Origin of the sequence: Kribbella sp. NPDC056861, assembly GCF_040687575.1 — a bacterium.
GTDB lineage: Bacteria > Actinomycetota > Actinomycetes > Propionibacteriales > Kribbellaceae > Kribbella.
Window position 1 is genome coordinate 257,606 of sequence record NZ_JBFBNQ010000007.1, and the last position, 24,561, is coordinate 282,166.

A 24,561-nucleotide genomic window follows, 5' to 3' on the forward strand; every position below is an offset into this window, starting at 1 on the left:
GGCGGATGCCGTCTGCTGTTGCTCTGGGTCAGGACTTCCGGCGGCTGTGGGCCGCGTATGCGATCAGCGCGATCGGGAGCGGCATCGGGTACGGCGCACTGCCGCTGGTCGCCTTGCTCGTGCTCGACGTGAGCGCTTTCCAGGTGTCGCTGCTGGCCGCGTTGTCGGCGGTGGTGGGCGCTGTGCTCGCGTTGCCGATGGGTGACTTCATCGAGCAGCGCCGCAAGCGGCCGGTGATGGTCGCGGCGGACGTCGTACGGTTCGTCGCGCTGCTGAGCGTGCCGGTCGCGGCGATGCTCGATCTGCTGACTTATCCACAGCTCTGTGTCGTCGGGGTGATCCAGGCGGCCGCGCTGATCGCGTTCACGGCGGCGAGCGGCGCGCATCTCAAGGCGCTGGTGCCGGCCGCGGGGCGGGCCGAGGCGAACAGCCGGTTCGAGTCGACCACCTGGACGACGATGAGCGTCGGGCCGCCGATCGGTGGCGCGTTGGTCAGCCTGATCGGCGCTCCGCTGACGCTGGTGGTCGATGCCGTGTCGTATCTGCTGTCCGCTGTTGGCGTCCGCCGCATTCGCGAGCCCGAACCGGTGCCGCTCCCGCGTGAGACGAAGCGTGACCTGACTGCGGGTTGGCGCTACATCTGGCGTCATCGCGGGCTGCGTTCACTGTTCTGGAACTCGCAACTGTTCGGCGGCCCGGTGATGATGGTGTCGCCGCTGCTGCCCGTGCTGATGCTGCGGGATCTGCACATGCAGGCCTGGCAATACGGTCTGGTGGCTGGGTTGCCATGCCTCGGTGGTGTGCTCGGCGCGTGGTTCGCGCCTCGGCTGACTCGGCGGCTCGGGCTGCACCGGATGCTGCTGATCTTCGGCGTACTGCGGACGCCATGGTTGCTGTTGCTGCCCCTGGCGACGCCTGGTCTGGACGGCTTCGTGCTGTTGATCGTGGCCGAGACGTTGCTGCTGGTCGCCGCTGGCGCGTTCAACCCGTCCTTCGCGACGTACCGGATGGATGTGACCGAGGACGGGTTCATGGCGCGGGTGATCACCTCGTGGTCGATCACGTCGCGGTCGGTGCAGCCCGCGTTCATGGCAGCGGGCGGCGTACTGGCGGCGCTGACCAGCATCCGTACGGCGATGGCGATCGCAGGAGTGCTCTGCCTGGTCAGCGCCTTCGTGCTGCCCTGGAAGTCGGCTAGACCAGCCCCATTGCCCGAGCCAGTCTGACCAGGTTGCCCATCACGCCGTCGTTGTCGTCCATCGCGTCGAGGTAGGCGATCGCCTCGTCCGGTGGCAGCACCAGCACCTCGGTGACCTGCTCGCCGTCGTCCGGGTTGGTCGGCTCGCTGTCGACCACGACGTCGACGACGTAGTTCGCCCAGTACGAGACGGGGTGCGGCAGATGCGGCCGGTACGGCGCGGGCTTCCGGTGATCGGCGCGATGCCCGCCGAGCCAGACCAGCGGGCCGGTGACCCGGGCGCCGGCCTCCTCGCGGATCTCGCGCGCGACCAGCTGCTCGATCGTCTCGTCCGGCTCCCGGGTGCCGCCGGGCAGGAAGCGCCAGCCCACGTCGTTCTCGCAGACGACGATGCCGCCCTCGGTCCGGCCGACGATGTGGGCGTTGCTGATCAGCTCCTGCGGCGGCTGCTCGGTCTCGAACTGGACGTCGAGCTCACCCCAGCCCCAGTGGCCGGGTGCGTACAAGTCGGGGAACTGCTCGGCCCAGGTCTGCATCGGGCCATTCTGGTCTGCCGCTGGTTCAGTTCCCGGCCGGGTTGCCGGTCTGCGATACCGTCCGGCGCATGGCTGCTGCCGAACCGAATCCCGAGCGCGTCCAGCGCACCACTGTCCGCCTCTACTGGGCCTGTGCCGTGCTCACCGTGCTGATCGGCGGCTTCCTGGTCTCCGACATCACCAAGTCGGCCGCGGACTACCGGCCACTCGCCTGGTTCGGCGTCGCCCTGGCGGCACTCACCCTCGTCGCGCTGACCGCACTGTACGTCGCCTGCGCGCTGGGAAGAGTCACGCTGGGCAAGCAGGTCGGGCCGATGAATCTCTTCCAGCTGTCAGCCATCTGCCTGGTCGTCGTGGTCGGGGCCGACATCCTGATCCCCGACCGCGACACCGGCGGACTGGCGGTACTTCTGCCGTGGGGCATCACCTACTGGCTCCACAACCTCAACCGTCCGCCGGCTGACCCTGCCTGACTACTTGAGGTGTGACCGCAGGTAGTCGATATCGGCCTTCTGACCGTGGTCGCCGTTCGGGGTCTCGACCACGACGGGAGCGTTGGCGGCCTTGACCACCGCGACGATCTCGGCCGGGTCGATCTCGCCCTCCTCGAAGTTGCTGTGCCGGTCGGCGCCGGAGCCGAACGCGTCCCGGGAGCCGTTCGCGTGCACCAGGTCGATCCGGCCGGTGATCGCGACGACCTTCTCGACCACGGTCGGCAGGTCCTCGCCGGCGGCGTGGAAGTGGCAGGTGTCCAGGCAGAAGCCGACCCGGTCGACGTACTCGTTGCCGGAACCCTGCACCGCGTCCCACAGCCGCGCGATCCGCTCCAGCTTGCGGGCCATCGCGTTCTCGCCGCCGGCGGTGTTCTCGATCAGCAGCGGGACCGGCAGCTCGGCGCGCTCGATGCACTTGCGCCAGTTGTCGAACCCGGCCTCGGGGTCGTCGTCCTCGCCGACGTGTCCGCCGTGCACGATGACCCCCTTGGCGCCGATCTCGGCCGCCTTGTCCAGGGTCTGTTGCAGCAGCTTGCGGCTGGGGATCCGGATCCGGTTGTTCAGGGTCGCCACGTTCAGCCGGTACGGCGCGTGCACGTAGAGGTCGATGCCCTCCGCCTCCGCGCGGACCTTGAGCGCCTCGGCGCCGTCGGCGTACGCGACCTTGGGCGCCTTGTAGTCCTGCGGGTCGCCGAGGAAGAACTGGACCAGGTTCGCCCCCCGGTCGGCGGCCTCGGCCAGCGGGTCGTTCTGCTCGACGTGCGCACCCAGTCTCAGACTCATGCCGACACCCTAAGACCGCCCACCGACAGTCCCGCAATCCCTCGCCGCCCGGCAAAATCCGAACCGCAGTACCGCGCTGTCGGTGCGCGTCCGTAGCCTTCGGGGATGCCAACAGCTGAGAGCTTCCGCGCCCTGTTGCCTGGGCCTGTCCAGGTCGGCAAGGACAACTGGACCCTGACCGTGCACGACCTCGGCGTACTGCGTGTGCCGAGCGGCCGTCTGGAGGCCAGCGACCCGTTCGTGAACCTCGGCGACTGCGCTGTCGTCGACATCCCGCCGGGGGACTACCCGGTCCGGGTGACGGTCGCCGACGTGTCGGACGAGCAGGACGGGAGTCATCGGCGCGAGGCGTATCTGAGCGTCGTACTGGCTGACGGGGAGGCGGTGTCGGTGGCCGCGGCTTCGGGCGCCGATCGGGTGCTGGATGACGACGAGTACCTGGCGGTGCCGGTGGACGCGGGGACGGTGGGCTTCGCGGATGCCGAGGCCGTCAAGAGCGCGATGCCGGAGGGGGATTGGTACGAGGACGTCTTCGACGACGGCACGGACGACAGTTGGTTCGCGCTGATGGACTCCGAGGACCACCTGATCGCCGGCTGCGCGAACATCGTGATGCCGGCCGCCACGGCGGGGGAGAACGTCGTACTGGCGCACTCGGGGTGGGGCGACGGGTACTACCCGGTGCTGAGCACGCTGGACGCGGCCGGGCAGGTGCTGGCGATCCACATCGATCTGCTGGTGGTCGGCGAGGTCGATGCCGAGGACGACGATGATGATGACGACGAGGCAGCCGAGGCTGAGGTAGGCGAGGCCGCGGCTGGGCCGGCCGGAGCTGCCGCCGTACCGGCCGGAGGCGGCGGCGAGGCGCCGAAGCGGGGTCTGCTGTCGAGGTTGCTGGGTCGCGAGTGACCCCGCCGGGCCGGAAACAGGCCTGTGGATAGTGGTCAAGAGCGCGTCCGGGCGCTGGTATTCTGTTGGTGTGGGCCCGGTCCTTCGACCGGGCTTACTGCTTGACCCCGCTCGGCGCCGACGGCGATTGTCGGTGGCGAGCACGCATCGCCCTCCTGCCACGGAAAGACCGTGGCCGCCAAAGTCCGAAGGAGGTGGAGTTCGCGCATGCGTCGTTATGAAGTCATGGTGATTCTCGACCCTGAGCTCGAAGAGCGCACCGTTGAGCCGTCGCTCGACACGTACCTGAACATCGTCCGCAAGGAAGGTGGGACGGTAGAGAAGGTCGACATCTGGGGCCGCCGCAAGCTGGCCTACGACGTCAAGAAGAAGTCCGAAGGCATCTACGCCATCATCGACCTGACCGCCACGCCGGCGGTGGTGAAGGAGCTCGACCGTCAGCTCACGCTGAACGAGTCGATCCTGCGCACCAAGGTCATCCGCCCGGACCAGAAGTAACCCTGGGGTCGTCAGCAGCTCTCAGAACTGTCGGCGCCAGCCGCTACTGATAGCTGTGGACGCAGTCACACCCGAAAGCAGGAGGAACGGCAAAATGGCAGGCGAAACCGTCGTCACACTGGTCGGCAATCTTGTCGACGACCCGGAGCTCCGGTTCACCCCGTCCGGTGCGGCCGTCGCGAACTTTCGCGTCGCGTCGACCCCGCGGACGTACGACCGGCAGTCCGGTGAATGGAAGGACGGCGAATCGCTGTTCCTGAGTTGTTCCGTCTGGCGGCAGGCCGCGGAGAACGTGGCCGAGTCGCTCCAGCGCGGTATGCGGGTCATCATCCAGGGCCGGCTGAAGCAGCGTTCGTACGACGACCGTGAGGGCCAGAAGCGCACGGTCTTCGAGATCGACGTCGACGAGGTCGGTCCGAGCCTCCGCAGCGCGACCGCCAAGGTCACCAAGGCCTCGCGGTCCGGTGGCGAAGGCGGCGGCGGTGGCTTCGGTGGTGGCGGTGGCGGCAACAACCAAGGCGGCGGCTTCGGCGGCAACCAAGGTGGCGGCGCCCCGCAGAACGACCCCTGGGCGACTCCCGCGGGTGGCGGCAACCAGGGCGGCGGTGGCGGTCAGTCCGCGCCGCAGAACGACCCCTGGGCCGGTCAGAGCTCCGGTGGCTCGATGGAAGAGCCGCCGTTCTGATCGCAGCAGGACATTTGTAAACCGAATGACCATTCCGGCAGTCGCCGGGCTCTAGTAGTAGGAAGAGAGCACCACAATGGCCAAGATCATTCGGAAGCCGAAGAAGAAGGTCTGCGGCTTCTGCAAGGACAAGGCAACGTACGTCGATTACAAGGACACCGGCTTGCTGCGCAAGTTCATCTCCGACCGCGGCAAGATCCGCGCGCGTCGGGTGACGGGCAACTGCGTCCAGCACCAGCGCGATGTCGCTATCGCCATCAAGAACGCTCGCGAGGTAGCGCTGCTGCCTTACACGAGCACCGCTCGTTGAGGGAGGTCTGAGACATGAAGCTCATCCTGGCGCAGGAAGTCGAGGGCCTCGGAGCCCCCGGCGAGATCGTCGAGGTCAAGGACGGCTACGGCCGTAACTACCTCGTCCCGCGTGGCCTGGCCATTGGCTGGACCCGCGGCGCAGAAAAGCAGATCCAATCGATCAAGCGGGCGCGTGACGCCCGGGCGATCCAGGGCAAGGAGCACGCGAGCGAGGTCAAGAACCAGCTCGAGCAGCTCGGCGTCAAGCTGGACGTGAAGGCCGGCGAGACCGGCCGCCTGTTCGGCTCGGTCACCCCGGCAGACGTTGCCGGCGCGATCAAGTCCGCCGGCGGCCCGCTGGTCGAGAAGCGCGCCATCACCATCGGCTCGCCGATCAAGACCACCGGCAAGCACGCCGTCTCGGTGCAGCTGCACCCCGACGTCGCCGCCACCGTGCGTCTCGAGGTCGTTGCCGTCTAGGCAACACCTCACCCAGCAGCACCGAAGGCCCGCTCTCCCCTCGGGGAAGGCGGGCCTTCGCTTGTGCTTGGTCCATCCGGCGGCAGGACCCACACCCGCGCTCGAGCAGCCCAGGCATCCGGCCTCAATAACAGGCCCGGTAGTCAGCTCAGCAAGCCAGCCCAGCCCCTCAGCCCTCCCCAGCAGTTAGCCGGAGCGGCGGCGGGTCAGGGGCCGCTGGTGGAGCGATAAGCCTCGTACCGCCGTAGCCACTCAGCCCGGACCGTCGGCGGATGAGCGTTCTGCACGCAGAATTCGTTGCCTTCAGGATCCGCCATCACGATCCATGGGTCGTCCTCGCGCTGACCCACGTCGGCGCGGGTGGCGCCCAGCGCCTCCAGCCGGGCGACCTCCGCCTGCTGGTCCTCGGGGCGGAGGTCGAGATGCAGCCGGTTCTTGCCCGAACGCGGTTCGGGCACCTTGATGAACAACAGGTCGGCCACCACGCAGTCCTCGCGGCTGCCCTCAGGCGGCTCGACGACCCACTCCGGATCGACGTCACGGCTGATCACCCAGTCCAGGGCTTCCGCCCAGAACCTGGCCAGCCGCCCGGGATCGGTGCAGTCGACAATCAGCGCGCCGATACGCAGTCCCATGCGGTCACCCTACCGACGCGGTCGCCGGGTCAGAGCGGCTCCGGAGCAGGCCAGGTGGTGGGTTTGGGGTCGGCTGAAGAGTCTGTGTTCGGTTGGGCTACGTCGGGCCAAGTGAGTGGCTTGGGGTCGTCGGCTGTGCCGCCGCTGGTGCCGAAGTCCTGGACCGAGGGCCACTTGGGTGGGGCCGGGTCGTCGTCGGCGTACGCCGTGATGCCTGGGATCAGGAGCATCATGGTGCCGACGACTCCGGTCAGCAGGCGCCTGGTCACTTCGCCGGGTCCAGTGCGTACAGCGTGCCGTCGTGTACGACGATCGCGCGGGTGCCGGCGATGCCCCAGGGACGTGCGGTGCCTTTGACCTGGGGGCGGAACTTGCCGCCTGGTGTGCCGGCGACCAGGTCGCTCAGGACCTGGCCGTAGATCGTCGAGCCGGTGATCGACAGTGGCTGGAAGTCCTTGTACAGCGAGGTCTTGCCGCTGGTGAGGTTGATCAGACACTCACCCCAAGCTGCGACCTTGCCGGCTTGGTCCGGCATCCACTGCCAGCCGGCTGCCTTGTTCGGGGCCGAGGTCGGGCAGATCGCCACGGCTGCTCCGGTGGCGCTGTTGTGGACCACCGGCATCACCTTGTCGGCGACCGTGGTGTTCCAGATGACCAGCACCCGACCGGGGCTGGCGGCAACGATGTGGTTGATCACCGTCGCGCCCTTCGGCTTCGCGGGCAGCAGCGGGACGGCGTCCTTGCCGGGCTGGTCCCAGAACAGCGGACCGGTGTACCGCGCCGACAAACCTTTGTCGCCTTCGGCAAGCAAAACCGTGGTGAGTCGCTGCGGACGCGGCAACGCCTTGAGCTCGCCGCCGGAGACGACGCTCGCGCCGCCCTCGCTGCCCAGCACGACCAGAGGCGAACTGCCGAAGAACTGGACGTCGGCGGAGTTCGGCAGCTCCAGCTCGACGGCCTCGGCGCCGTCGCCTGCCCAGTAGTAGAGCGACTCAGGAGCGACCACTGCGACCACGGGCTTGCCGTCGATCGTCGTGTACACAGGAGTTTCGGCGCCGCGTGGCACCTTGTCCTGCCAGAGCACCTTGCCGGTGCTGTCGAAGACGGCGATCTTCTCGTCCTGCGTGATGATCGCGACCTCGCGGCCGTTCGGCGAGACAGCCGGCTTGGTGTCCGGATCGAGGTCCACGGTCCAGCTGGCGGTGGTCGTCCAGCCCGGCGGTGCAGGCCGGGCAGAGAACTGGTCTGGACCGACACTCGGCCCGGGCAGTTCCGGCAGCTTCGGTGAGACGGTCGGCTGGGTGGTGTCGGGTCCCGTCGGCCTGAGTACGACTAGATAGATGACCGTGCCGGCGATCAGTACGCCGGCCAGCACGGTCGCCACGATGATCGGCCAGATCGGTTTCTTGCTCTTGACATCGACATCGACCGACTCCACCTGCCCGTCCGGGTGGATGATCAGCGGCCAGGACGCGCCGTCGGACTCCACCGCGGTCGCCTTCACCGGTCGGCCCAGCTGGGCGGCGCGCTCGCTGACGAGCTGGATCGCCGCCTGCCGTGGGTCGTGGTGATTGACCGGGTGACTCCGGCCGGCGATCTTCACCTCGGCGTTGTGGTCGTCATAAAGCCGGATCGTCACCTTCGGCCAGGACGGGATGCCCTTGTCAGCCATGGTGACCTCTCATTCCAGCCACAAAACTCCCTAGTTCGTCCGTGTACGACTACGCCGTTCTAGCATGGCGTCCGCCCGTAACTCATGCTTCCGCCCGATGGCATGCCAGCACGCGAGCCGGCCAGGCTCGTCTGACCCCGACAAGGGGGTAGAAACATCCTCGCCTGTGGATGGGTCACGCCAGTACACCCGGATAGCGAGAGAATACTGTGGGCGACAGCCCGTGACACGCCGCGAGAGGAGGGGCCATGACGCAGCCGCAGCAGAACCCGTGGACTCGGCAACAACAGCCGGAGCCGGGTCCGCAGCAGCCGCTCCAGGGTCCCCCGCAGCCCGCGGACCTGACTCCTCGTGGGCCGGCGACGCCGCAGCACGGCGTACCGGCTCCGGCGGAGGACCAGCGGCTGCCCAAGTTCGCCATCCCCGCCGCGGACACCCTGTGGTGGGTCGGCGTGCACGGTGGCGCCGGCGAGACGACCATGTCGCAGCTGCTGCCGGGCACCCGCGCGTCCGGCCACCGCTGGCCGATTCCGCCGCCGCCGGTGCCGACCCCGGTGGTTCTGGTCGCCCGGACGCACGGCTCGGGTCTGCGGGCCGCTCAGCGCGCCGCGATCGAGTGGGCCTCCGGTGTGGTCCAGGGCGTGGCGGTGCTCGGCCTGGTGCTGATCGCCGACGCGCCCGGCCGGCTGCCCAGGGTTCTGGACGACTTCGCCGACATCGTCGGTGGCGGCGTCCCCAGGGTCTGGGACATTCCCTGGATCGAGGAGTGGCGAAGGGGGGAAGATCCCACCCCTGACAACACCCCGGACGAAGTTTTCGAAGTCCTGGAATCCATCTACGCTCTTCGCGCGTCGAACCCAGCGGGATACCCCGCCCCTTACTGAAAGGCACCACCGCAATGATGATGTTGGCTCACTTGATTCCCGATCTGATCATGGGCAACGGAGGCGAAGCGCCTCCCGGCTCGGACAAGCTGCTCAAGGTCGTCGACTGGGTGCGGTGGATCGCCTTCACCGTTTGTATCCTCGGCATCCTGATCGCCGGCGCGATGATGGCCGTCGGCCAGCGTCGTGGTGAAGGTGGCGAGCACGCCGCGCGCCTGGGCTGGGTGCTGGCGGCCTGCATCGTGATCGCCTCGGCGACGCTGCTGGTCGGAGCGTTGCAGTGACGCTGGACCACCAGCCGCGCCCGGTCGCCGGAGGCTGATCGGGAGTGGGACTGTTCAGCAGGGACTCCGACTCCGGAGACGACAGCACCGGCAGCGACGGATCCAGCCTCTGGACGGAGCGTGGATTCGTCGCCTCGGTGATCGTCGTCGGTGCAGTGTTCGTGTGTCTCCTGGTCTGGTTCTTCGCCCGGGGGAACACCGCCCCGGCCAGCCAGCCCTCGACACCGGCCAACAGCACCGCTCCCATCGAGCAGCCCACCAACGAGCCGACCGACCCGCCGGCCACCCCTCCGAGCGAGGAGCCGACCGGCCCGTCGGCCACGCCGACCGCGCGCCCGACGCCGGGCGTCGGCGGCTGCAAGAGCGCACCGCGGAACATGCAGACTCCCCGGACCACCCCGACCGCGGTGACCTGGGAGTTCGAGGCGGACATGCTGATCCCGACGCAGCAGGAAGGTGGGCCGGCCGTGATGGACAGCGACGGCGTCCGCTCCTGCTTCGCCCACTCGCCGACCGGCGCGGTCCTGGCCGCCTTGGTGACGCTGGGCCAGATTCGCAACCCCGACCTCACGATGGCGGTACTACGGCAGCGGTTCATCTCCAACGCGGGACTGCAACTGGCCCTGGCCGAGGGCAAGGCGACGCCGCCGACCCAGGGGCCGACCCAGACCTCGTCGCAGTTCACGGCCTTCAAGGTGATCGACTACGTGCCGCAGCGCGCGATCATCCAGGTCGCCGTCCGGATCGACGACGTCAAGGTGGCGGCGATCCCGGTGACGATGGTCTGGTCCAAGGGTGACTGGCGTGGCCTGCTGCAGAGCGACGGCAGCTTCAACGGCGCGACCGAGCCCGACCTGCTGCAGTCGTTGACCGGCTACGTCCGGTTCGGAGGCGCGTGATGATTCCGCTGATCAACTGCCTGTGGCCGCCGAACTGGCAGGAGTGCGTCGACCGGTTCCTCAGCGAGGCGGTCAACACGGCCATCGGCGGCTTCTTCTCGCTGATCTTCGACGCCATCAAGGCGATGGTGATCGCGGCCGTCGAGGCGGTGATCAAGGCGGTCGGTTTCCTCTGGATCGAGATCGACTCCCCGAACGTCCAGGACCATCGGACGATCACCTTCGTGCACGACCACACGCAGTACATCCTGGTGGTGGCCGCCTCGATCGCGGTGATCGCCGGCGCGATGAAGATGGCCATCTCGCAGCGCGGTGAGCCACTGCGCGACATCATGAAGAGCCTGATCACGATGGCGATGGTGTCGGCCGGCCTGACCGGGTTCATCGCCTTGCTGATCCAGGCCTCGGACCAGTTCTCGGCCTGGATCCTGGACCGGGCGCTGGGCGCCGACGACCATGCCTTCGCCAACAAGCTGGTCGACAAGATCACCGATCCGCTGAAGGACGGCGGAGTCGGGCTCGCGCTGGTGATCCTGATCGGCATCCTGATGGTGATCACCGCGCTGATCCAGCTGGCCCTGATGATCATCCGGTACGCGATGCTGATCCTGCTGGTCGGCGTACTGCCGCTGACCGCCTCGGCCACGAACACCGAGATGGGAGCGATGTGGTTCAAGCGGTCGATCGCCTGGCTGGTCGCGTTCGTGATCTACAAACCGGTGGCCGCGCTGATCTACGCCACCGCCATCAAGCTGATGTCGTCCCCCACGGACAGCACCTTCAAGGTCATCACCGGGGTGACGATGATGGTGATGGGCGTCGTCGCGCTGCCGGCCCTGCTGCGCTTCGTCTCACCGAAGGCGGCTTGACATGATCAGGATCGCGCTCTGCGCCGGCAGTTGGTACGAATGCCTGCTGGGCTGGGTCAAGGAAGCGCTCGGAACAGTCGTCGGAAAGTTGATCGAAGTTATGTTCCAACCGATTCTCGACGCCATCGCAGAGGCCGTCGGCACCATGTTCGCCACCATCGGCACCTTCTGGGTCTTCGTGAAGACCCCGTCGGTGGGCAGTATCGCGACCGGTGCGCCGGCCAGCGACACGGTCGGCTGGATCTGGGGCAACACGCAGTACATCGCGGTCTTCGTCGCCGTGCTCGGCGTGATGGTGGCCGCGATCCAGATGGCCGTCAGCCATCGTGGCGAGCCGGTCCGCGACATGCTCCGCTCGCTGGTCACCTTCGGGGTCGCCTCGGCGTTCAGCATCGCGGTGGTCCAGGTGCTGATCGAGTTCGGCGACCGGTTCTCGAACTGCATCATCACCACGGCGATCAAGGACGGCAACGCGACCGGGTGGTATTGCACGCCCGACGGCGAGTTGCCGGCCAGCGGCAAGGCCTTCGGCGAGGCGATGACCGCGGTGATGGGCTTCTCGGCCACCGCCGGCGCGATCGGCGTCGGGCTGATGATCACCATCGGCATCCTGACCCTGCTCGCCTCGGTGGTGCAGGTGGTCCTGATCGTGGTCCGCAGCGGCATGCTGATCCTGCTGCTCGGCGTACTGCCGATCGCGGCGGCGGCGACCAACACGGAGATGGGCAAGGCCTGGTTCAAGCGGATCATCTCCTGGCTGCTGGCCTTCATCCTCTACAAACCGGTGGCAGCGCTGGTCTACGCGACCGCGCTCAGACTCGCCTCGAACAACGGCGCGGGGCTGAACTTCGATGACGTCAGCGAGCCGGTCGGCGCGCAGGTGATGAACATGGTCGTCGGCATCACGATGCTGGTGCTCGCCCTGTTCGCGCTGCCTGCCCTGATGCGGCTGATCGCGCCGATGGTGGCGGCCACGGCCGGCTCGGCCGGCGCCGGCATGCTCGCGGCCAAGCTGGTCGGGGCGGACAAGGTCGCCGAGAAGGTCAGCGAATCCGCTCAGAGCGAGAGCAACGGCCCGAGCGGCGCCCGCAACGTCGGCCGTCCGAGTCAGCAGCCGTCGAGCCCGCAGGGGTCGCAGAACTCGTCGTCTCAGCCCAGCGGCAGTAGTGGGGGCGGTTCGTCCTCAGGCGGTGGCAGCGGCGGCGGTAGTGGCGGTGCTGGCGGTGGCGGAGGCGGCGGTGCCGGTGGCGGCGGCGGTGGTGGCGCGGCCGGCGGAGGCGGTGGCGGAGCAGCTGGTGGTGGAGCCGGTGGTGGTGCAGCCGGCGGAGCCGCTGGTGGTGGCGCGGCCGCAGGTGGCGGTGCAGCGGCTGGCGGTGCTGCGGCAGGCGGTGGAGCCGCGGCCGGTGGTGCTGCGGCCGGAGCCGGTGCTGCGGCAGGCCCGGTCGGTATCGCGGTGGTCGCCACCGCGGCGGCCGTCAAGAAGGGCGTCGACGTAGGCAAGGAAGCGGCCCAGGCCGGCGCGAACGAGACGATCAACAACGACGCAATGGATGAGGGACCAAGTGGCAGCGGCTGACAACGTGCGGGCCGTCCCGCGGACCTACGGCAACTGGCGCCAGCCGGCCTCGGCCGGTATCGGCGGCCTGGGTTCGCTGGGCACCGGCATCATGATGGGCGGCCTGATCCTCACCATCATCGTGATGACCGCCGCCGGAATCGGCCCGGCGCTGGTGGTGATGCTGCTGGTCGGCATCTGCCTGGGTCTGCTGATGACGAAGGACAAACACAACCAGTCCGCCCTGCAACGGATCTCGACCCGTATTGGATGGCAGCGAGCAAAGATGGCCAAGCACAACGTCTACCGTTCCGGACCGCTCGGCCGTACGCCGTGGGGCAAGTTCCAGCTGCCCGGACTGGCGGCGGCCTCCCAGCTGAGTGAGTACAAGGACTCCTACGGCCGGCCCTTCGCGCTGCTCTTCTACCCGAGCACCCGGCACTTCACCGTGATCATCAACGCCGAGCCGGACGGCGCCTCCCTGGTCGACGAGGACCAGATCGACGTCTGGGTCGCGCACTGGGGCCAGTGGCTCGCCTCCCTCGGTCACGAGCCGGGCGTGGTCGCGGCCTCGGTGACGGTCGAGAGCGCACCGGACACCGGCATCCGGCTGCGCCGCGAGGTCAGCAACAACATGCAGGAAGGCACCCCCGCGATCGCCCGGGCGATGCTCACCGAGGTGGTCCAGACCTACCCCGAGGGTTCCGCGCTGGTCTCGGCCCGGGTCGCGCTGACCTTCAAGGGCACCGACCGCAGCGGCAAGCGGCGCAAGGAAGAGGACATGGGCCGCGAGCTCGCGTCCCGGCTCCCGGCGCTGACCCAGAGCCTGAACTCCACCGGCGCCGGCGCTGCTCGCCCGGTCAACGCGCAGGAGCTCTGCGAGACGATCCGGATCGCCTACGACCCGGCAGCCGCCGGACTGATCGACGAGGCCCGCAGCCAGGGCATGTCGCCCGAGCTGCAGTGGACCGATGTCGGCCCGGCCGGCGCCCAGTCGTTCTGGGACAAGTACCGGCACGACAGCGCGTGGTCCGTCACCTGGCAGATGACCCAGGCGCCGCGCGGCGAGGTCTTCTCCTCCGTACTGTCCCAGCTGGTCGGCCCGCACCCCGACATCGACCGCAAGCGCGTCACCCTGCTCTACCGCCCGCTCGACGCCGCCACCTCGGCCCGGATGGTCGAGGCCGACAAGCGCAACGCGTCGTTCCGGGCCAGTACGTCGTCCCGCCCGTCGGCGCGGTCGATCGCCGAGGCACGAGCCGCCGACCGTACTGCGCAGGAAGAAGCCCGCGGCGCCGGTCTGGTCAACTTCGGCATGATCGTCACCGGCACGGTGATGTCGGCCGAGCAGATCCCGGACATGGTGGCCGCGATCGACAACCTCGGCGCGACCGCGCGGGTGCTGCTGCGTCCGGCGTACGGGTCGCAGGACTCCGCCTTCGTGGCAGCGCTGCCGCTCGGCGTCGTGCTCCAGAGTCACCTGTCGGTCCCTGCGGGCCTGAGGGAGTCGTTGTGAGCAAGAGCAAGGACAAGGGCCCGGTCGACCCGACCCGTGGCGGCAAGCGGCCGATGCCGCGCGGCTGGCCCGGCCCGGCTCGCGGTTACTCGACGTACCTGCAGGCTCCACAGGAGTGGCGCGGTACGACGGTCCAGGTCTGCGGGATGTGGCCGTTCTCGGCCGGCACCGGCAGCCCGATGGTCGGCGTGCCGATCGGCCGCAACATCCTGTCCGGCGCCACCATGTGCTGCGACCCGATCAGTTGGTTCATGCGGGCCAAGCTGATCTCCAACCCGTCCGTCTTCGTCCTCGGCAAGCCCGGTCTGGGCAAGTCGACGATCATCCGGCGGATGGCCCTCGGCCTCTCGGGGTACGGCGTGATGCCGCTGGTGCTCGGCGACCTGAAGCCGGACTACAAGGATCTCGTGGTCGCCCTCGGTGGCCAGGTGATCGAGCTCGGTCGTGGCCGTGGGCACCTGAACGTGCTCGACCCGGGCGAGTCCCGGCGGGCGGCGCTCCGGCTGACCGGCAGCGCCCGGCAGGCGATCCAGGCCGACGCGCACGGTCGGCGCCAGACGATGGTGTCCGCGCTGATCTCGATCATGCGGTCCGCGCCGCCGACCGACCGCGAGGAGACCATCCTCGACGAGGCGCTCAAGGTGCTCGACGAGCGGCACGAAGGCACCCCCGTACTGCGTGATCTGCTGCAGGTCGTCCAGGAGGCGCCGGACCGGGTCCGCGACGTCGCGCTCGACCGCGGCAGCATGGACCGCTACCGGCAGATCACCGAAGGGCTGGAGGCGTCGCTGATCGGCCTGGTCGGCGGTGGCCGGCTCGGCGAGATCTTCTCCGAGCAGACCGACCAGCCGATGGCGATGGACCGCCCGGTGGTCTTCGACGTCTCGAACATCGACGACTCCGAGACCAGCCTGCAGGCCGCGGTACTGCTGGCCTGCTGGTCCTACGGTTTCGGCGCGGTCGCGGTCGCGCAGGCGCTGGCCGATGCCGGTCTCGAGCCGCGCCGGCACTACTTCGTCATCCTCGACGAGCTCTGGCGCGTACTCCGGGCCGGCCGCGGCCTGGTCGACCGGGTCGACGCGCTGACCCGGTTGAACCGGCAGCGTGGTGTCGGGATGGCGATGATCTCGCACACCATGTCCGACCTGCTGGCGCTGGAGCACTCCGAGGACCGGATGAAGGCGAAGGGTTTCGTCGAGCGGTCCGGGATGGTGATCTGCGGCGGGCTGCCGCGCGCCGAGATGGAGAACCTGACCGCGGTGGTGCCGCTGTCCGGCGAGGAGCAGAACATGCTGATCGGCTGGCAGGACCCGCCCGCGTGGGACCCGGCCACCGGTGAGGAGGCCGCGCCTCCCGGGCGAGGCAACTTCCTGGTCAAGGTCGGTGGCCGCCCCGGCATCCCGGTGCACGTCGGGCTGACCTCGGTCGAGCGCGAGATCAACGACACCAACAAGCTGTGGAAAACCGGTGCCGACGGCAAGCCGCTGAAGGTGGAGATCGCCGAGGACGGCACCGAAGAGGTCGTGGAGGAGTACACCTTCGACGACCCGACGATGACGGCACTGCCGCCCCCCGACCCGACCACCCGAGTTGTCGCCCGCACGGGAGTTGACGAGTAATGGCCCAAGGCAGGAAGAGCACCGGACCCGGCGGTCTGTCGGCGGAGTCGGTCCTGGTCTTCATCGGGATCGGGCTGTTCGCGCTGATCGTCGGTGGCACCTGGATCGCGACCAAGGTCGCCGCCTCGATCAACCACACCCGCCCGGTCGGCGACCCGATGAGCAATCTGGTCGACCTGATCAACGGCCGGGTCCGCTGGTCCGGCGCGGCGACCGGGGTGCTGATCCTCGAGGTGGTCGTGCTCGCCCTGCTGACGTTCGGCGGCTTCTACCTGGTCGGCCGGATGAAGAACGCCGGCTCCCGGGTGGACCGCTCCGCGCAGCTGATGTCGGGGCGCAAGGAGATCTACAAGCTCACCCGCCAAGGCGCTCAGGAGATCGCCAACCGGCTGGGCGCCGGGCACGCCGGTCCGGGCGTGATGATCGGCCGGACCGTCCGGGACAACCTGGAGGTCTTCGGGTCCTGGGAAGACATGCACGTCGACATCTGGGGTCCGCGAACCGGTAAGACGACCGCCCGCGCAGTACCGGCGATTCTGGACGCGCCGGGCGCGGTGGTCGCGACCTCCAACAAGCGCGACATCGTCGACGCCACTCGCGACCCGCGGGCCAAGAAGGGCCCGATCTGGGTGTTCGACCCGCAGGAGGTCTGCGGCGAGCAGCCGAACTGGTGGTGGAACCCGCTCAGCTACATCACCGACGAGGTGAAGGCGCGCGAGCTCGCGGAGCACTTCGTCGCCTCGCAGCGCAAGGAGGGCGCCCAGACGGACGCCTTCTTCGACTCCGCCGGCACCGACCTGCTGGCCGGTCTGCTGCTCGCGGCCGCGGTCGCGAAGCGCCCGATCACGCAGGTCTACAGCTGGCTCGCCGACCAGCGCAACGACGAGCCGGAGCGGATCCTGCGCTCCACCCCGGGGCTGCAGCTCTCGGCCGACGCGCTGGCCGGTGTCATCAACGCACCCGACAAGCAACGCGCCGGTGTCTACGGCACCGCCCAGCAGAGCGCGCAGTTCCTGATCAACCGCAAGGTCACCCGCTGGGTGATCCCGAACGGGCCGAACGACAACCGCCCGCAGTTCAACCCGCATCAGTTCGTCCGCGAGGGCGGCACGCTGTACAGCCTGTCCAAGGAAGGCGCCGGTACTGCGGGCCCGCTGGTCACCGCGTTGACGGTGGCCGTCGTCGAGGCCGCCGAGGACTACGCCAAGACTTGCCCGATGGGCCGGCTGCCCAGCCCGCTGCTCGGCGTACTGGACGAGGCGGCGAACGTCTGCCGCTGGAAGAACCTGCCGGACCTCTACAGCCACTTCGGCTCCCGCGGCATCGTGCTGATGACGATCCTGCAGTCCTGGGCGCAGGGGATGGAGTGCTGGGGCGAGCGCGGGATGGAGAAGCTCTGGTCCGCCGCGAACATCCGGGTGTACGGCGGCGGCGCGTCCGACGCCAACTTCCTGGAGCGGCTGAGCAAGCTGATCGGCGACTACGACATCCTGTCCAGCTCGGTCTCCTACAACAAGGGCGAGCGCGGCACCAGCAAGCAGACCCAGCGGCACCACATCATGGAGGTCTCCGACCTCGCCTCGATGCCGCCTGGCCGCGCGGTCGTCTTCCCGTCCGGGATCCCGGCCACGATGATCAAGACCGTCCCCTGGATGGCACGCCCCGACGCGGGAGCAGTGAAGGCCTCACTGGCCCACCACGACCCGGGTGCAGGCCCCGCACTGGCAGCTCAGGGCGGCGCGAACGCATGGGTGGCAGCAGGCACCGGTACGGCGCCGCCTGCACCGGCAGCGCCGTCAGGCCCGCCGGTGCCGGTCTGGGAGCAGAGCGAGGAGCAGCGCCGTGGATGGTGAGCAGGAACTCTTCTACCCGCACGTCGCGGCCTTCGTCGAGGACCGCCTGGTCTACCTGTACTGCCGGCGGATCGGCCAGCAGTACATGTGGTGCCCGGAGTGGTTCCGGCACGCCGAGGCGCTGAGTCGGCTCGACTCGATCTGGCGCGCCTGGGAGCACCTGCGGCTCGACCCGGCGACGGGGATGTCGGTCTGGTGGCGCGACCACGCAGACCCGCACATGCAGGCGCTGCTGGACCCGGACGGCCCGTTCGCGGCCTGCCGTGGGACACACAGCGACTACCCGATCCCGCCACTGCCGGTGGAGGAGCCGCCTGCCGGCCTCTTCTTCGACCAGCGCCAGCCCAACCTCCGCGGCGTCTAGCTGGGCTCAGGCAGTCCCAGTACTGCGCCCAGGCGGGTCAGCTGGTGATCCAGGTGACCCGGGAACTGGGTGACCGTATTGGTGAACTGGCCGAACAGCTCAAGGCTCACCAGGCCGCAGAGCGAGCTGAACGCCAGCAGACCGCGGGTGAGCACCTCTGGCTTCAGGTCACCCGGGAACTGCGGCCTGAGCCGGTCCAGCTCGCGGTGCAGTGCCGCTGTCATTGGCGGGTCATCCGCTGACGGCTTGAGGTCGGCGTCGGCCAGCACGGCGAGCACCAGGAGCGGTACGCGGCTCCCGGCGGCCGTGGTGCGCTCTGGGGGCGCCTGGTAGTCAGGGACCGGGCTGCCGTAGAGCAGGGCCCACTCTGCCGGGTTGGCGACGGCCCAGCGGCGTACGGCGCGGCCTATGGTCAGCCAGCGCCGCCCTAGGTCGTCGCGGCGGATGCGGGACTCGGCTGCCTCGACCGCGTCGCCGTACGCGGTGTAGGACTCCTCGATCAGCAAGGTGAGCAGCTCGTCGCGACTCGGCACGTACCGGTAGATCGCCGAGGAGACCAGACCGAGCTCCCGGGCGATCGCGCGCAGGGACAACCCGGCGGTGCCCTCCGCCGCGAGCTGCTGATGAGCGAGCCGCAGGATGTCGGCCATCGTCTGCCGGTGCTGGCGCTGCCGCGGGGTGTCGGTCACCCGGTCAGTGTATTTGAGAGAGCAGTGCTCTTGCTTTCCGGGAGGGGTGGGTCCACACTGAAGGCAAGAGAGAGCGGTGCTCTCGCAATGTGAGGAGTGCGGACCGATGGACGAGATCTGGCGCTGGAGCAACCTCGGGCTGGCCTTCGCGGTCGAGCTGGCCGGCCTGGCGATCTTCGCCTGGTGGGGCTGGAGCTCGGGCGGCAGCACCGTACTGCGGATCGTGCTCGCCGTCGGTCTGCCCGCCATCGGGATCGTCGTCTGGGGTCAGTTCGCCGCGCCCACGGCGAACTACGGCAACCCGGCCGTCACGGCGATCGTCAAGATCGCGTTCTTCGGCCTGGCGGGATTGGCGCTCTGGGCTCTCGACCACCACGTCCTGGCGACCGCGTTCGTGCTGGTGGTGGCCGCCAACTTCGTGATCATCCGGGTCGGCGGGATCACTGTTCCCACCGCCCAAGGCTAGCCGCGGCGTACGGCGTCAGTCACCCAGGCCGAAGTCGCGCAGCGCCTTGGAGTTCTCCTTCTCCAGTCGACGGGGGCGCTTGACGTTCTTGCGGGCGACCGGCGGTTCCTCGGGGGCCTTGCGGACAGCCTCTGCGGGGGACGGCTGCTCGGCCAGGCTGCGTTGCGCGCGGCCCTCCGCGTAGTTCCAGTCGGCGCGACGATCGTCGTCGTTCGCGATCCGATCGCGGGAGTTGGCTCTCGCCTGAGCACGGTCGGCCGCCTTGAGGTCGGCATCAGACTGGGGGTCGTCGTGGCCGACGGCGCCGTCCCGCAGATGGCCGGCGTGGGCGGAGTCGCCGCGAGCCAGCAGCCGCTCATCGGCCGCCTTGGCCCGCAGTTGGCGATGGTTGCGCTCGGCAAAGTCCGCCCGCCGCATCGCGTTGGCGATCTCGGCGTCGTTGTCGAGCGCCTGGTCGCGCCGCAGCCGGGCCTCGCGGAGTTCACGCTCCTCGCGGTCGTCCAGGGCGAGGTCTTCGTCGCGCCGCAGCCGCTCCGCCTCGGCCTTGTCCTCGTCGAGCCGCGCATCGGCCTCGGCCAGTTCGGCGGCGAGCTCCTCCTCGGAGCGGCCGGCATCGAAGTCGTCGGCGGACCGTCCCGCCGCGATCCACAGCTTGCGCCGCTCGGCGAGGCGTTCCTCGTCGGCGGTCGCCTGCGCGGGTACGCCGTCAGCGCCGCGCGCCGGCACCCTGGGTCTCCGCGCGATGGTCTGCTGGTCGTCGTCCGTGTCGGCCATCCGGCTCCTTCCGATCGGTGCCCACGATGCCGCAAAACCAGGTCAGCGCCTAGTACTGCGTCAGCTGACGGCCAGCTGATGGCCAGCCGACGGTCAGCGGGTGGCTCCGGTGACCAGCCAGGCGTCGCGGCGCTCGCGGGTCAGCAGGGTCAGCAACCTGAGCAGCATGAACCCGCCGAAGGCCCACCACAAGGCGACCACCCCGCCGTCGAACCACAGCACGCTGAGCGCCAGCGGCACGTACAGGATCAGGGCGATCACACCGGCCACTGCCAGATAGGGCCCGTCTCCAGCGCCGATCAGTACGCCGTCCAGCACGAACACGACTCCGTTGACCGGCTGCCAGAGCGCCGCGACCAGCAGGATCCCCGCCAGCGTGTGCCGTACTTCGGGGTCGGCTGTGAACCAGGGGATGTACACACCGTGCAGCCCCCACAGCGCCAGGCCGCCGACGACGCCGGAGACCAGACCCCACCACATCATCCGGCGGGTGATCGCCTTCGTCCCGGTGACGTCTCCCGCACCCAGCGCCCGGCCGGTCAGCGCCTGCCCAGCGATGGCGATGGCGTCCAGGGCGAGCGCGAGGAACGTCCACAGGGTGAAGGCGACCTGGTGCGCGGCCACGGACGTCGTACCGAGGTCTGTGGCGACGAAGGTGGTGATGATGATTGCCACCCGCAACGTCAGGGTGCGGACAACCAGGGGGATGCCTGCCTGGGCCGACGCCAGGATGCCTGGGCGGTCGGGGCGCAGCTTGGCGCCGTCGCGGCGGGCTCCGCGGACCACCACCCACACCAGGGCGACTCCCGCCGCGGTTTGGGCGAGCACTGTGCCCAGGGCGGAGCCGGCGATGTCCAGGCCGAGTCCGTAGACCAGTAGGAGGTTCAGGGCGATGTTGGCCAGGTTGGCGGCGATCGCGACGATCATCGGGGTCTTGGTGTCCTGCAGACCACGCAGTACGCCGGTGGCGGCCAGTAGGAGCAGCATTGACGGGATGCCGAGACAGGAGATCCGCAGGTAGGTCACTGCGTGGTCTGCCACGTCAGGCGACGGGTTGAAGCCGGCGATGGCCATCGGGGCGAGCAGCAGCCCGACGATCGCCAGTGCTACGCCGAGGAGCAGCGCCAGCCAGAGTCCGTCGATGCCCTGCGCGAGTGCCCCGCGATGGTCGCCGGCGCCGATTCGCCGGGCCACGGCGGAGGTGGTGCCGTAGGCGAGGAAGACGCAGATGCCGACCAGCGTCTGCAGGATCGTGCCCGCAACGCCGAGGGCCGCGAGTTGCGGAGTACCGAGGTGTCCGACGATCGCCGAGTCGGCCAGCAGCATCAGCGGCTCGGACACCAGGGCGAAGAAGGCTGGCACCGCCAGCCGGAGAATCTCCCGATCCTGCGACCAGCTGGTAAGGGGCATGGACCTCATTGTGCCTGGCCACGCCTGGCCGCCCGGCAGCGGACCTGTGGGTAGCGAATCTTTTTCTCCTCCACAGTGTGGGGATTGCAAAACCGCAGGTCAGAGGGCTGTTGTGGAGAACTGTCCACAGATATCCACAGGGATATGCCCAACCTGTGCACACCTGATCAGGGGGTTATGCACGGCTTTTCCACACCCCCTGTGGACGGCTGGCTACCAGCCGTCGGCGTGCTGGGCGTACCGTCGCGTGACTGCCAGCGAAAGTGTCGGCGGCACCGGTTAGGGTTCGATCAGGTGTTCGAATCGCGCCGAACGAGGAGGCTGGACGAGTGAGCGTTGCGGAGTTCCGCGGGGGGCCTAGCGGCGGGAACGAAGAACGCAGCCCGGAGATGGGCTTCGACCGCACCCCACCTCAGGACCTGGCCGCCGAGCAGTGCGTGCTCGGCGCGATGATGCTCAGCAAGGACGCGATCGCCGACGTGATCGAGACCCTGCGCGGTACGGACTTCTACCGGCCGGCGCACGAGATCGTCTTCGACGCGGTCACCGACCTGTACGCCCGCGGCGAGCCGGCCGACGCGATCACCGTCGCGGCCGAGCTGGCCAAGCGCGGCGAGATGGCCCGGATCGGCGGCGCGCCGTACGTGCACACATTGGTCGCCTCGGTGCCGCTGGCCGCCAACGCCGGGTACTACGCGCACATCGTCCGAGAGAAGGCGATCCTGCGCCGCCTGGTCGAGGCCGGCACCAAGATCGTCCAGATCGGCTACGCCGGCGAGGGCGAGGTCGACGACGTCGTCGACCAGGCCCAGGCGGAGATCTACTCGGTCACCGAGAAGCGCACCACCGAGGACTACGCCCCGCTGAAGGACATCATGGAGGGCGCCCTCGACGAGATCGAGGCGATCGACTCCCGCGGCGACGCGATGGTCGGCGTCCCGACCGGCTTCACCGACCTCGACGAGCTCACCAACGGCCTGCACCCCGGCCAAATGGTGATCGTCGCGGCCAGGCCGGCGATGGGCAAATCGACGCTGGGACTGGACTTCGCTCGATCGGCGTCGATCAAGCACGGGCTGACCTCGTGCGTCTTCTCGCTCGAAATGAGCCGCAACGAGATCACCATGCGGTTGCTGTCGGCCGAGGCGAAGGTGCCGCTGCACCACATGCGCAACGGCAAGATGACCGACGAGGACTGGGCCCGGCTGGCCCGCAAGATGGGCGAGGTCTCCGAGGCTCCGCTGTTCATCGACGACTCGCCGAACCTGACGATGATGGAGATTCGCGCCAAGGCCCGCCGGCTGAAGCAGCGGCACGACCTCAAGCTGATCGTGATCGACTACCTCCAGCTGATGACGTCCGGCAAGAAGGTCGAGTCCCGTCAGCTCGAGGTCTCCGAGTTCTCCCGCTCGATCAAGCTGCTCGCCAAGGAGCTGGAGCTCCCGGTGATCGCGATCTGCCAGCTGAACCGTGGCTCCGAGCAACGCTCCGACAAACGCCCGATGGCCTCCGACCTCCGCGAGTCCGGCTGCCTCACCGCCGACACGCGGTTGATGCGTGCTGACACCGGCGCGGAGATCTCACTCGGCGAACTCCTCGCAGCTGACACCCAAGACATCCCGGTGTGGTCGCTCGACGACCGGCTCAAACTGGTACCGCGGACGATGACCCATGTCTTCCCGAGTGGCGTGAAAGAGGTCTTCCGGCTGAAGCTCGCCTCGGGTCGGGAGATCAAGGCGACCGCGAACCATCCGTTCCTCACCTACAACGGATGGAAGCCACTCGGCGAACTGGCTCCCGGTGCCCGGCTGGGCTCGCTGCGGCATGTGCCTGCGCCGCTCGACGTGAAGCCCTGGGATGCCGACGAAATCACCTTGCTGGCCCATCTCCTCGGCGACGGTTCCTTTGTGAAGCGGCAGCCGATCTGGTACGCGAGCATCGACGAGGCGAATCTGTCAGCGGTGGCCGAGGCGGCGCATCGGCGGTTCGGTATCACCGGCATTCGCGACGAGTACCCCGCAGCCAGGGTCACCACCTTGCGTTTGCCCGCGCCGTACCGGCTGGCCCGTGGCAAGCGGAATCCGATCGCAGCCTGGCTGGACGAGCTGGGTCTGTTCGGTCTGCGGAGCCATGAGAAGTTTGTTCCCGAAGGAGTCTTCGGCCTGCCGAAGGAGCAAATCGGAGCCTTCGTTCGGCACCTCTGGGCAACGGATGGTTCTGTTCGCTGGGACGAAAAGAACCGTCAGGGCAGGATCTACTACGCCTCGACCAGTCGTCGACTGGTCGACGATCTGGCCAGGTTGCTCCTGCGCCACAACATCTTCAGCAGGATCAAGGTCACGAAAAATCCCGGCTACCGGGATTCGTATCACCTCTATATCTACGGGGTGGAGAACCAACTGCGCTTCTGTGACGAGATCGGCGTCCACGGTCTGCGAGGGCTCGCGGTGATCGAGGTTGCCATGCAGCTTCGTGACATGCGGGCAAACACCAACCTCGACACCATTCCGCAGGAGGTCTGGGAAAAGGTGCGTCACACGCTGGCCGAGCAGAACATGCCGCATCGCGCCTTCGCTGCCGCGATGGGGACCCAGTTCTCCGGCTCCTCGATGTGGAAGGCAGCACCGAGCCGGCAACGCCTCGCCAAGGTCGCCGACGTCTTGGGCAACGCTGACCTGGAGGTCCTCGCGACCAACGACATCTTCTGGGACACCATTACCTCGATCGAGAGCCTCGGTGACCAAGAGGTCTACGACGCCACCGTGATGGGGACCCACAACTTCGTTGCCGAGGGCATCGCTACCCACAACTCCCTCGAGCAGGACGCCGACGTGGTCATTCTGCTGCACCGCGAGGACGCCTACGAGCGCGAGTCCACCCGCCCCGGCGAGGCCGACTTCATCGTCGCCAAGCACCGTAACGGCCCCACCGCCGACATCGTCGTGGCCTTCCAGGGCCACTACTCCCGCTTCGTCGACATGGCCCACGACGGCTGAGTAGCAGACGTCGACGATGGTGAGGCCGTCGAAACCCGGGCATCACCAAGGCAGGCACTTCAGTCAGTGGGTCGACGACGTATGTGAGCTCGAGCGAGCCGGACAGCTGGATGCAGCTCGGGATCTGCTCGTCTGCCTCGTCGAGGCGACCGAGGCGGAGGCCCGAGCTGACAGTTGCGGGGTTGCGCCTTGGTACTACGAG

The 24,561-nt window shown here is 68.5% G+C and carries 26 protein-coding genes; 18 read left to right on the top strand and 8 right to left on the bottom strand.

Annotation, left to right across the window (positions count from 1 at the left end):
• Positions 1–5: 5 nt before the first annotated feature.
• On the top strand, positions 6–1,226 hold the full coding sequence (locus AB0P21_RS32845; protein ID WP_363701740.1) for an MFS transporter: 1,221 nt from the start codon (positions 6–8) through the stop codon (positions 1,224–1,226).
• On the opposite strand, the gene AB0P21_RS32850 is transcribed toward AB0P21_RS32845, so the two are convergent.
• A complete protein-coding gene (locus AB0P21_RS32850) occupies positions 1,195–1,734 on the bottom strand; it encodes an NUDIX domain-containing protein (protein WP_363701742.1) in 540 nt (179 codons plus the stop codon). The genes AB0P21_RS32845 and AB0P21_RS32850 overlap by 32 nt on opposite strands.
• A 68-nt stretch (positions 1,735–1,802) precedes the next feature.
• On the opposite strand from AB0P21_RS32850, the gene AB0P21_RS32855 reads away from it, so the two are divergent.
• Positions 1,803–2,207: a hypothetical protein gene (locus AB0P21_RS32855; RefSeq protein ID WP_363701744.1), complete on the top strand. Its 405-nt coding sequence runs from the start codon at positions 1,803–1,805 to the stop codon at positions 2,205–2,207.
• Here the strand turns inward: AB0P21_RS32855 and AB0P21_RS32860 are convergent, their stop codons facing one another.
• Positions 2,208–3,011: a deoxyribonuclease IV gene (locus AB0P21_RS32860; protein ID WP_363701745.1), complete on the bottom strand. Its 804-nt coding sequence runs from the start codon at positions 3,009–3,011 to the stop codon at positions 2,208–2,210. It abuts the gene before it with no gap.
• Between the two features lie 105 nt (positions 3,012–3,116).
• Here AB0P21_RS32860 and AB0P21_RS32865 point away from each other — a divergent pair, with 105 nt between their 5' ends.
• The 5 genes from AB0P21_RS32865 to rplI all read left to right on the top strand — a co-directional run bounded on the left by AB0P21_RS32865 (position 3,117) and on the right by rplI (position 5,874).
• Complete coding sequence (locus AB0P21_RS32865; RefSeq protein ID WP_363701747.1) at positions 3,117–3,920, top strand: DUF4241 domain-containing protein; 804 nt, start codon at positions 3,117–3,119, stop codon at positions 3,918–3,920.
• Positions 3,921–4,127: 207 nt separating this feature from the next.
• Positions 4,128–4,418 carry a 30S ribosomal protein S6 gene (rpsF, locus tag AB0P21_RS32870; protein ID WP_363701748.1) on the top strand — a complete coding sequence of 97 codons (291 nt, stop codon included), beginning with the start codon at positions 4,128–4,130 and terminating at the stop codon, positions 4,416–4,418.
• Positions 4,419–4,512: 94 nt separating this feature from the next.
• Positions 4,513–5,103, top strand: coding sequence for a single-stranded DNA-binding protein (locus AB0P21_RS32875; protein ID WP_363701750.1), 591 nt, complete (start codon positions 4,513–4,515; stop codon positions 5,101–5,103).
• Positions 5,104–5,179: 76 nt separating this feature from the next.
• Positions 5,180–5,413, top strand: coding sequence for a 30S ribosomal protein S18 (gene rpsR, locus AB0P21_RS32880; RefSeq protein WP_270135304.1), 234 nt, complete (start codon positions 5,180–5,182; stop codon positions 5,411–5,413).
• A gap of 14 nt (positions 5,414–5,427) precedes the next feature.
• The gene (gene rplI, locus AB0P21_RS32885) at positions 5,428–5,874 is read left to right on the top strand and encodes a 50S ribosomal protein L9 (protein ID WP_363701753.1); all 447 of its coding nucleotides are present in this window, start codon (positions 5,428–5,430) and stop codon (positions 5,872–5,874) included.
• A 206-nt stretch (positions 5,875–6,080) separates the two neighbouring features.
• On the opposite strand, the gene AB0P21_RS32890 is transcribed toward rplI, so the two are convergent.
• From AB0P21_RS32890 to AB0P21_RS32900, 3 genes are read right to left on the bottom strand one after another with little or no spacing between them, the layout of a single operon-like run.
• Positions 6,081–6,509: a VOC family protein gene (locus tag AB0P21_RS32890; protein ID WP_363701755.1), complete on the bottom strand. Its 429-nt coding sequence runs from the start codon at positions 6,507–6,509 to the stop codon at positions 6,081–6,083.
• 29 nt (positions 6,510–6,538) lie between these two features.
• Positions 6,539–6,778, bottom strand: a complete 240-nt coding sequence (locus AB0P21_RS32895; RefSeq protein WP_363701757.1) for a hypothetical protein — start codon at positions 6,776–6,778, stop codon at positions 6,539–6,541.
• Positions 6,775–8,181, bottom strand: a complete 1,407-nt coding sequence (locus AB0P21_RS32900; protein ID WP_363701758.1) for a hypothetical protein — start codon at positions 8,179–8,181, stop codon at positions 6,775–6,777. The genes AB0P21_RS32895 and AB0P21_RS32900 overlap by 4 nt, the downstream gene beginning before the upstream one ends.
• A gap of 248 nt (positions 8,182–8,429) precedes the next feature.
• Between AB0P21_RS32900 and AB0P21_RS32905 the strand changes: the two genes are divergently transcribed.
• From AB0P21_RS32905 to AB0P21_RS32945, 9 genes are read left to right on the top strand one after another with little or no spacing between them, the layout of a single operon-like run.
• Positions 8,430–9,065 (top strand): DUF6668 family protein, encoded by a 636-nt coding sequence (locus tag AB0P21_RS32905; protein ID WP_363701760.1) that lies wholly within the window; start codon positions 8,430–8,432, stop codon positions 9,063–9,065.
• A gap of 14 nt (positions 9,066–9,079) precedes the next feature.
• Positions 9,080–9,349, top strand: a complete 270-nt coding sequence (locus AB0P21_RS32910; RefSeq protein WP_270135312.1) for a conjugal transfer protein TrbC — start codon at positions 9,080–9,082, stop codon at positions 9,347–9,349.
• 44 nt (positions 9,350–9,393) lie between these two features.
• Positions 9,394–10,248, top strand: a complete 855-nt coding sequence (locus AB0P21_RS32915) for a hypothetical protein (RefSeq protein WP_363701762.1) — start codon at positions 9,394–9,396, stop codon at positions 10,246–10,248.
• A complete protein-coding gene (locus AB0P21_RS32920) occupies positions 10,248–11,117 on the top strand; it encodes a hypothetical protein (protein WP_363701764.1) in 870 nt (289 codons plus the stop codon). Before AB0P21_RS32915 ends, AB0P21_RS32920 begins: the two co-directional genes overlap by 1 nt.
• A 1-nt stretch (position 11,118) precedes the next feature.
• Positions 11,119–12,693, top strand: coding sequence for a type IV secretion system protein (locus AB0P21_RS32925; RefSeq protein ID WP_363701766.1), 1,575 nt, complete (start codon positions 11,119–11,121; stop codon positions 12,691–12,693).
• Positions 12,668–14,188 (top strand): SCO6880 family protein, encoded by a 1,521-nt coding sequence (locus tag AB0P21_RS32930; RefSeq protein WP_363701768.1) that lies wholly within the window; start codon positions 12,668–12,670, stop codon positions 14,186–14,188. Before AB0P21_RS32925 ends, AB0P21_RS32930 begins: the two co-directional genes overlap by 26 nt.
• On the top strand, positions 14,185–15,807 hold the full coding sequence (locus AB0P21_RS32935) for an ATP/GTP-binding protein (protein WP_363701770.1): 1,623 nt from the start codon (positions 14,185–14,187) through the stop codon (positions 15,805–15,807). The genes AB0P21_RS32930 and AB0P21_RS32935 overlap by 4 nt, the downstream gene beginning before the upstream one ends.
• Positions 15,807–17,660, top strand: a complete 1,854-nt coding sequence (locus AB0P21_RS32940; RefSeq protein WP_363701772.1) for a TraM recognition domain-containing protein — start codon at positions 15,807–15,809, stop codon at positions 17,658–17,660. The genes AB0P21_RS32935 and AB0P21_RS32940 overlap by 1 nt, the downstream gene beginning before the upstream one ends.
• Complete coding sequence (locus AB0P21_RS32945) at positions 17,650–18,024, top strand: DUF4913 domain-containing protein (RefSeq protein WP_363701774.1); 375 nt, start codon at positions 17,650–17,652, stop codon at positions 18,022–18,024. The genes AB0P21_RS32940 and AB0P21_RS32945 overlap by 11 nt, the downstream gene beginning before the upstream one ends.
• Here the strand turns inward: AB0P21_RS32945 and AB0P21_RS32950 are convergent.
• Complete coding sequence (locus AB0P21_RS32950; RefSeq protein ID WP_363701776.1) at positions 18,021–18,713, bottom strand: TetR/AcrR family transcriptional regulator; 693 nt, start codon at positions 18,711–18,713, stop codon at positions 18,021–18,023. The two genes, AB0P21_RS32945 and AB0P21_RS32950, sit on opposite strands and share 4 nt — an antisense overlap.
• Before the next feature lie 106 nt (positions 18,714–18,819).
• Between AB0P21_RS32950 and AB0P21_RS32955 the strand changes: the two genes are divergently transcribed.
• Positions 18,820–19,179, top strand: a complete 360-nt coding sequence (locus AB0P21_RS32955; RefSeq protein ID WP_363701778.1) for a YrdB family protein — start codon at positions 18,820–18,822, stop codon at positions 19,177–19,179.
• 15 nt (positions 19,180–19,194) lie between these two features.
• On the opposite strand, the gene AB0P21_RS32960 is transcribed toward AB0P21_RS32955, so the two are convergent.
• Together AB0P21_RS32960 and AB0P21_RS32965 are read right to left on the bottom strand one after the other, a co-directional pair.
• Positions 19,195–19,953, bottom strand: a complete 759-nt coding sequence (locus AB0P21_RS32960) for a hypothetical protein (protein WP_363701780.1) — start codon at positions 19,951–19,953, stop codon at positions 19,195–19,197.
• A 93-nt stretch (positions 19,954–20,046) separates the two neighbouring features.
• Positions 20,047–21,363, bottom strand: a complete 1,317-nt coding sequence (locus AB0P21_RS32965) for an MATE family efflux transporter (RefSeq protein WP_363701782.1) — start codon at positions 21,361–21,363, stop codon at positions 20,047–20,049.
• Between the two features lie 329 nt (positions 21,364–21,692).
• Here AB0P21_RS32965 and AB0P21_RS32970 point away from each other — a divergent pair, with 329 nt between their 5' ends.
• Positions 21,693–24,359 carry a replicative DNA helicase gene (locus AB0P21_RS32970; RefSeq protein ID WP_363701784.1) on the top strand — a complete coding sequence of 889 codons (2,667 nt, stop codon included), beginning with the start codon at positions 21,693–21,695 and terminating at the stop codon, positions 24,357–24,359.
• The last annotated feature ends 202 nt before the right edge of the window (positions 24,360–24,561 follow it).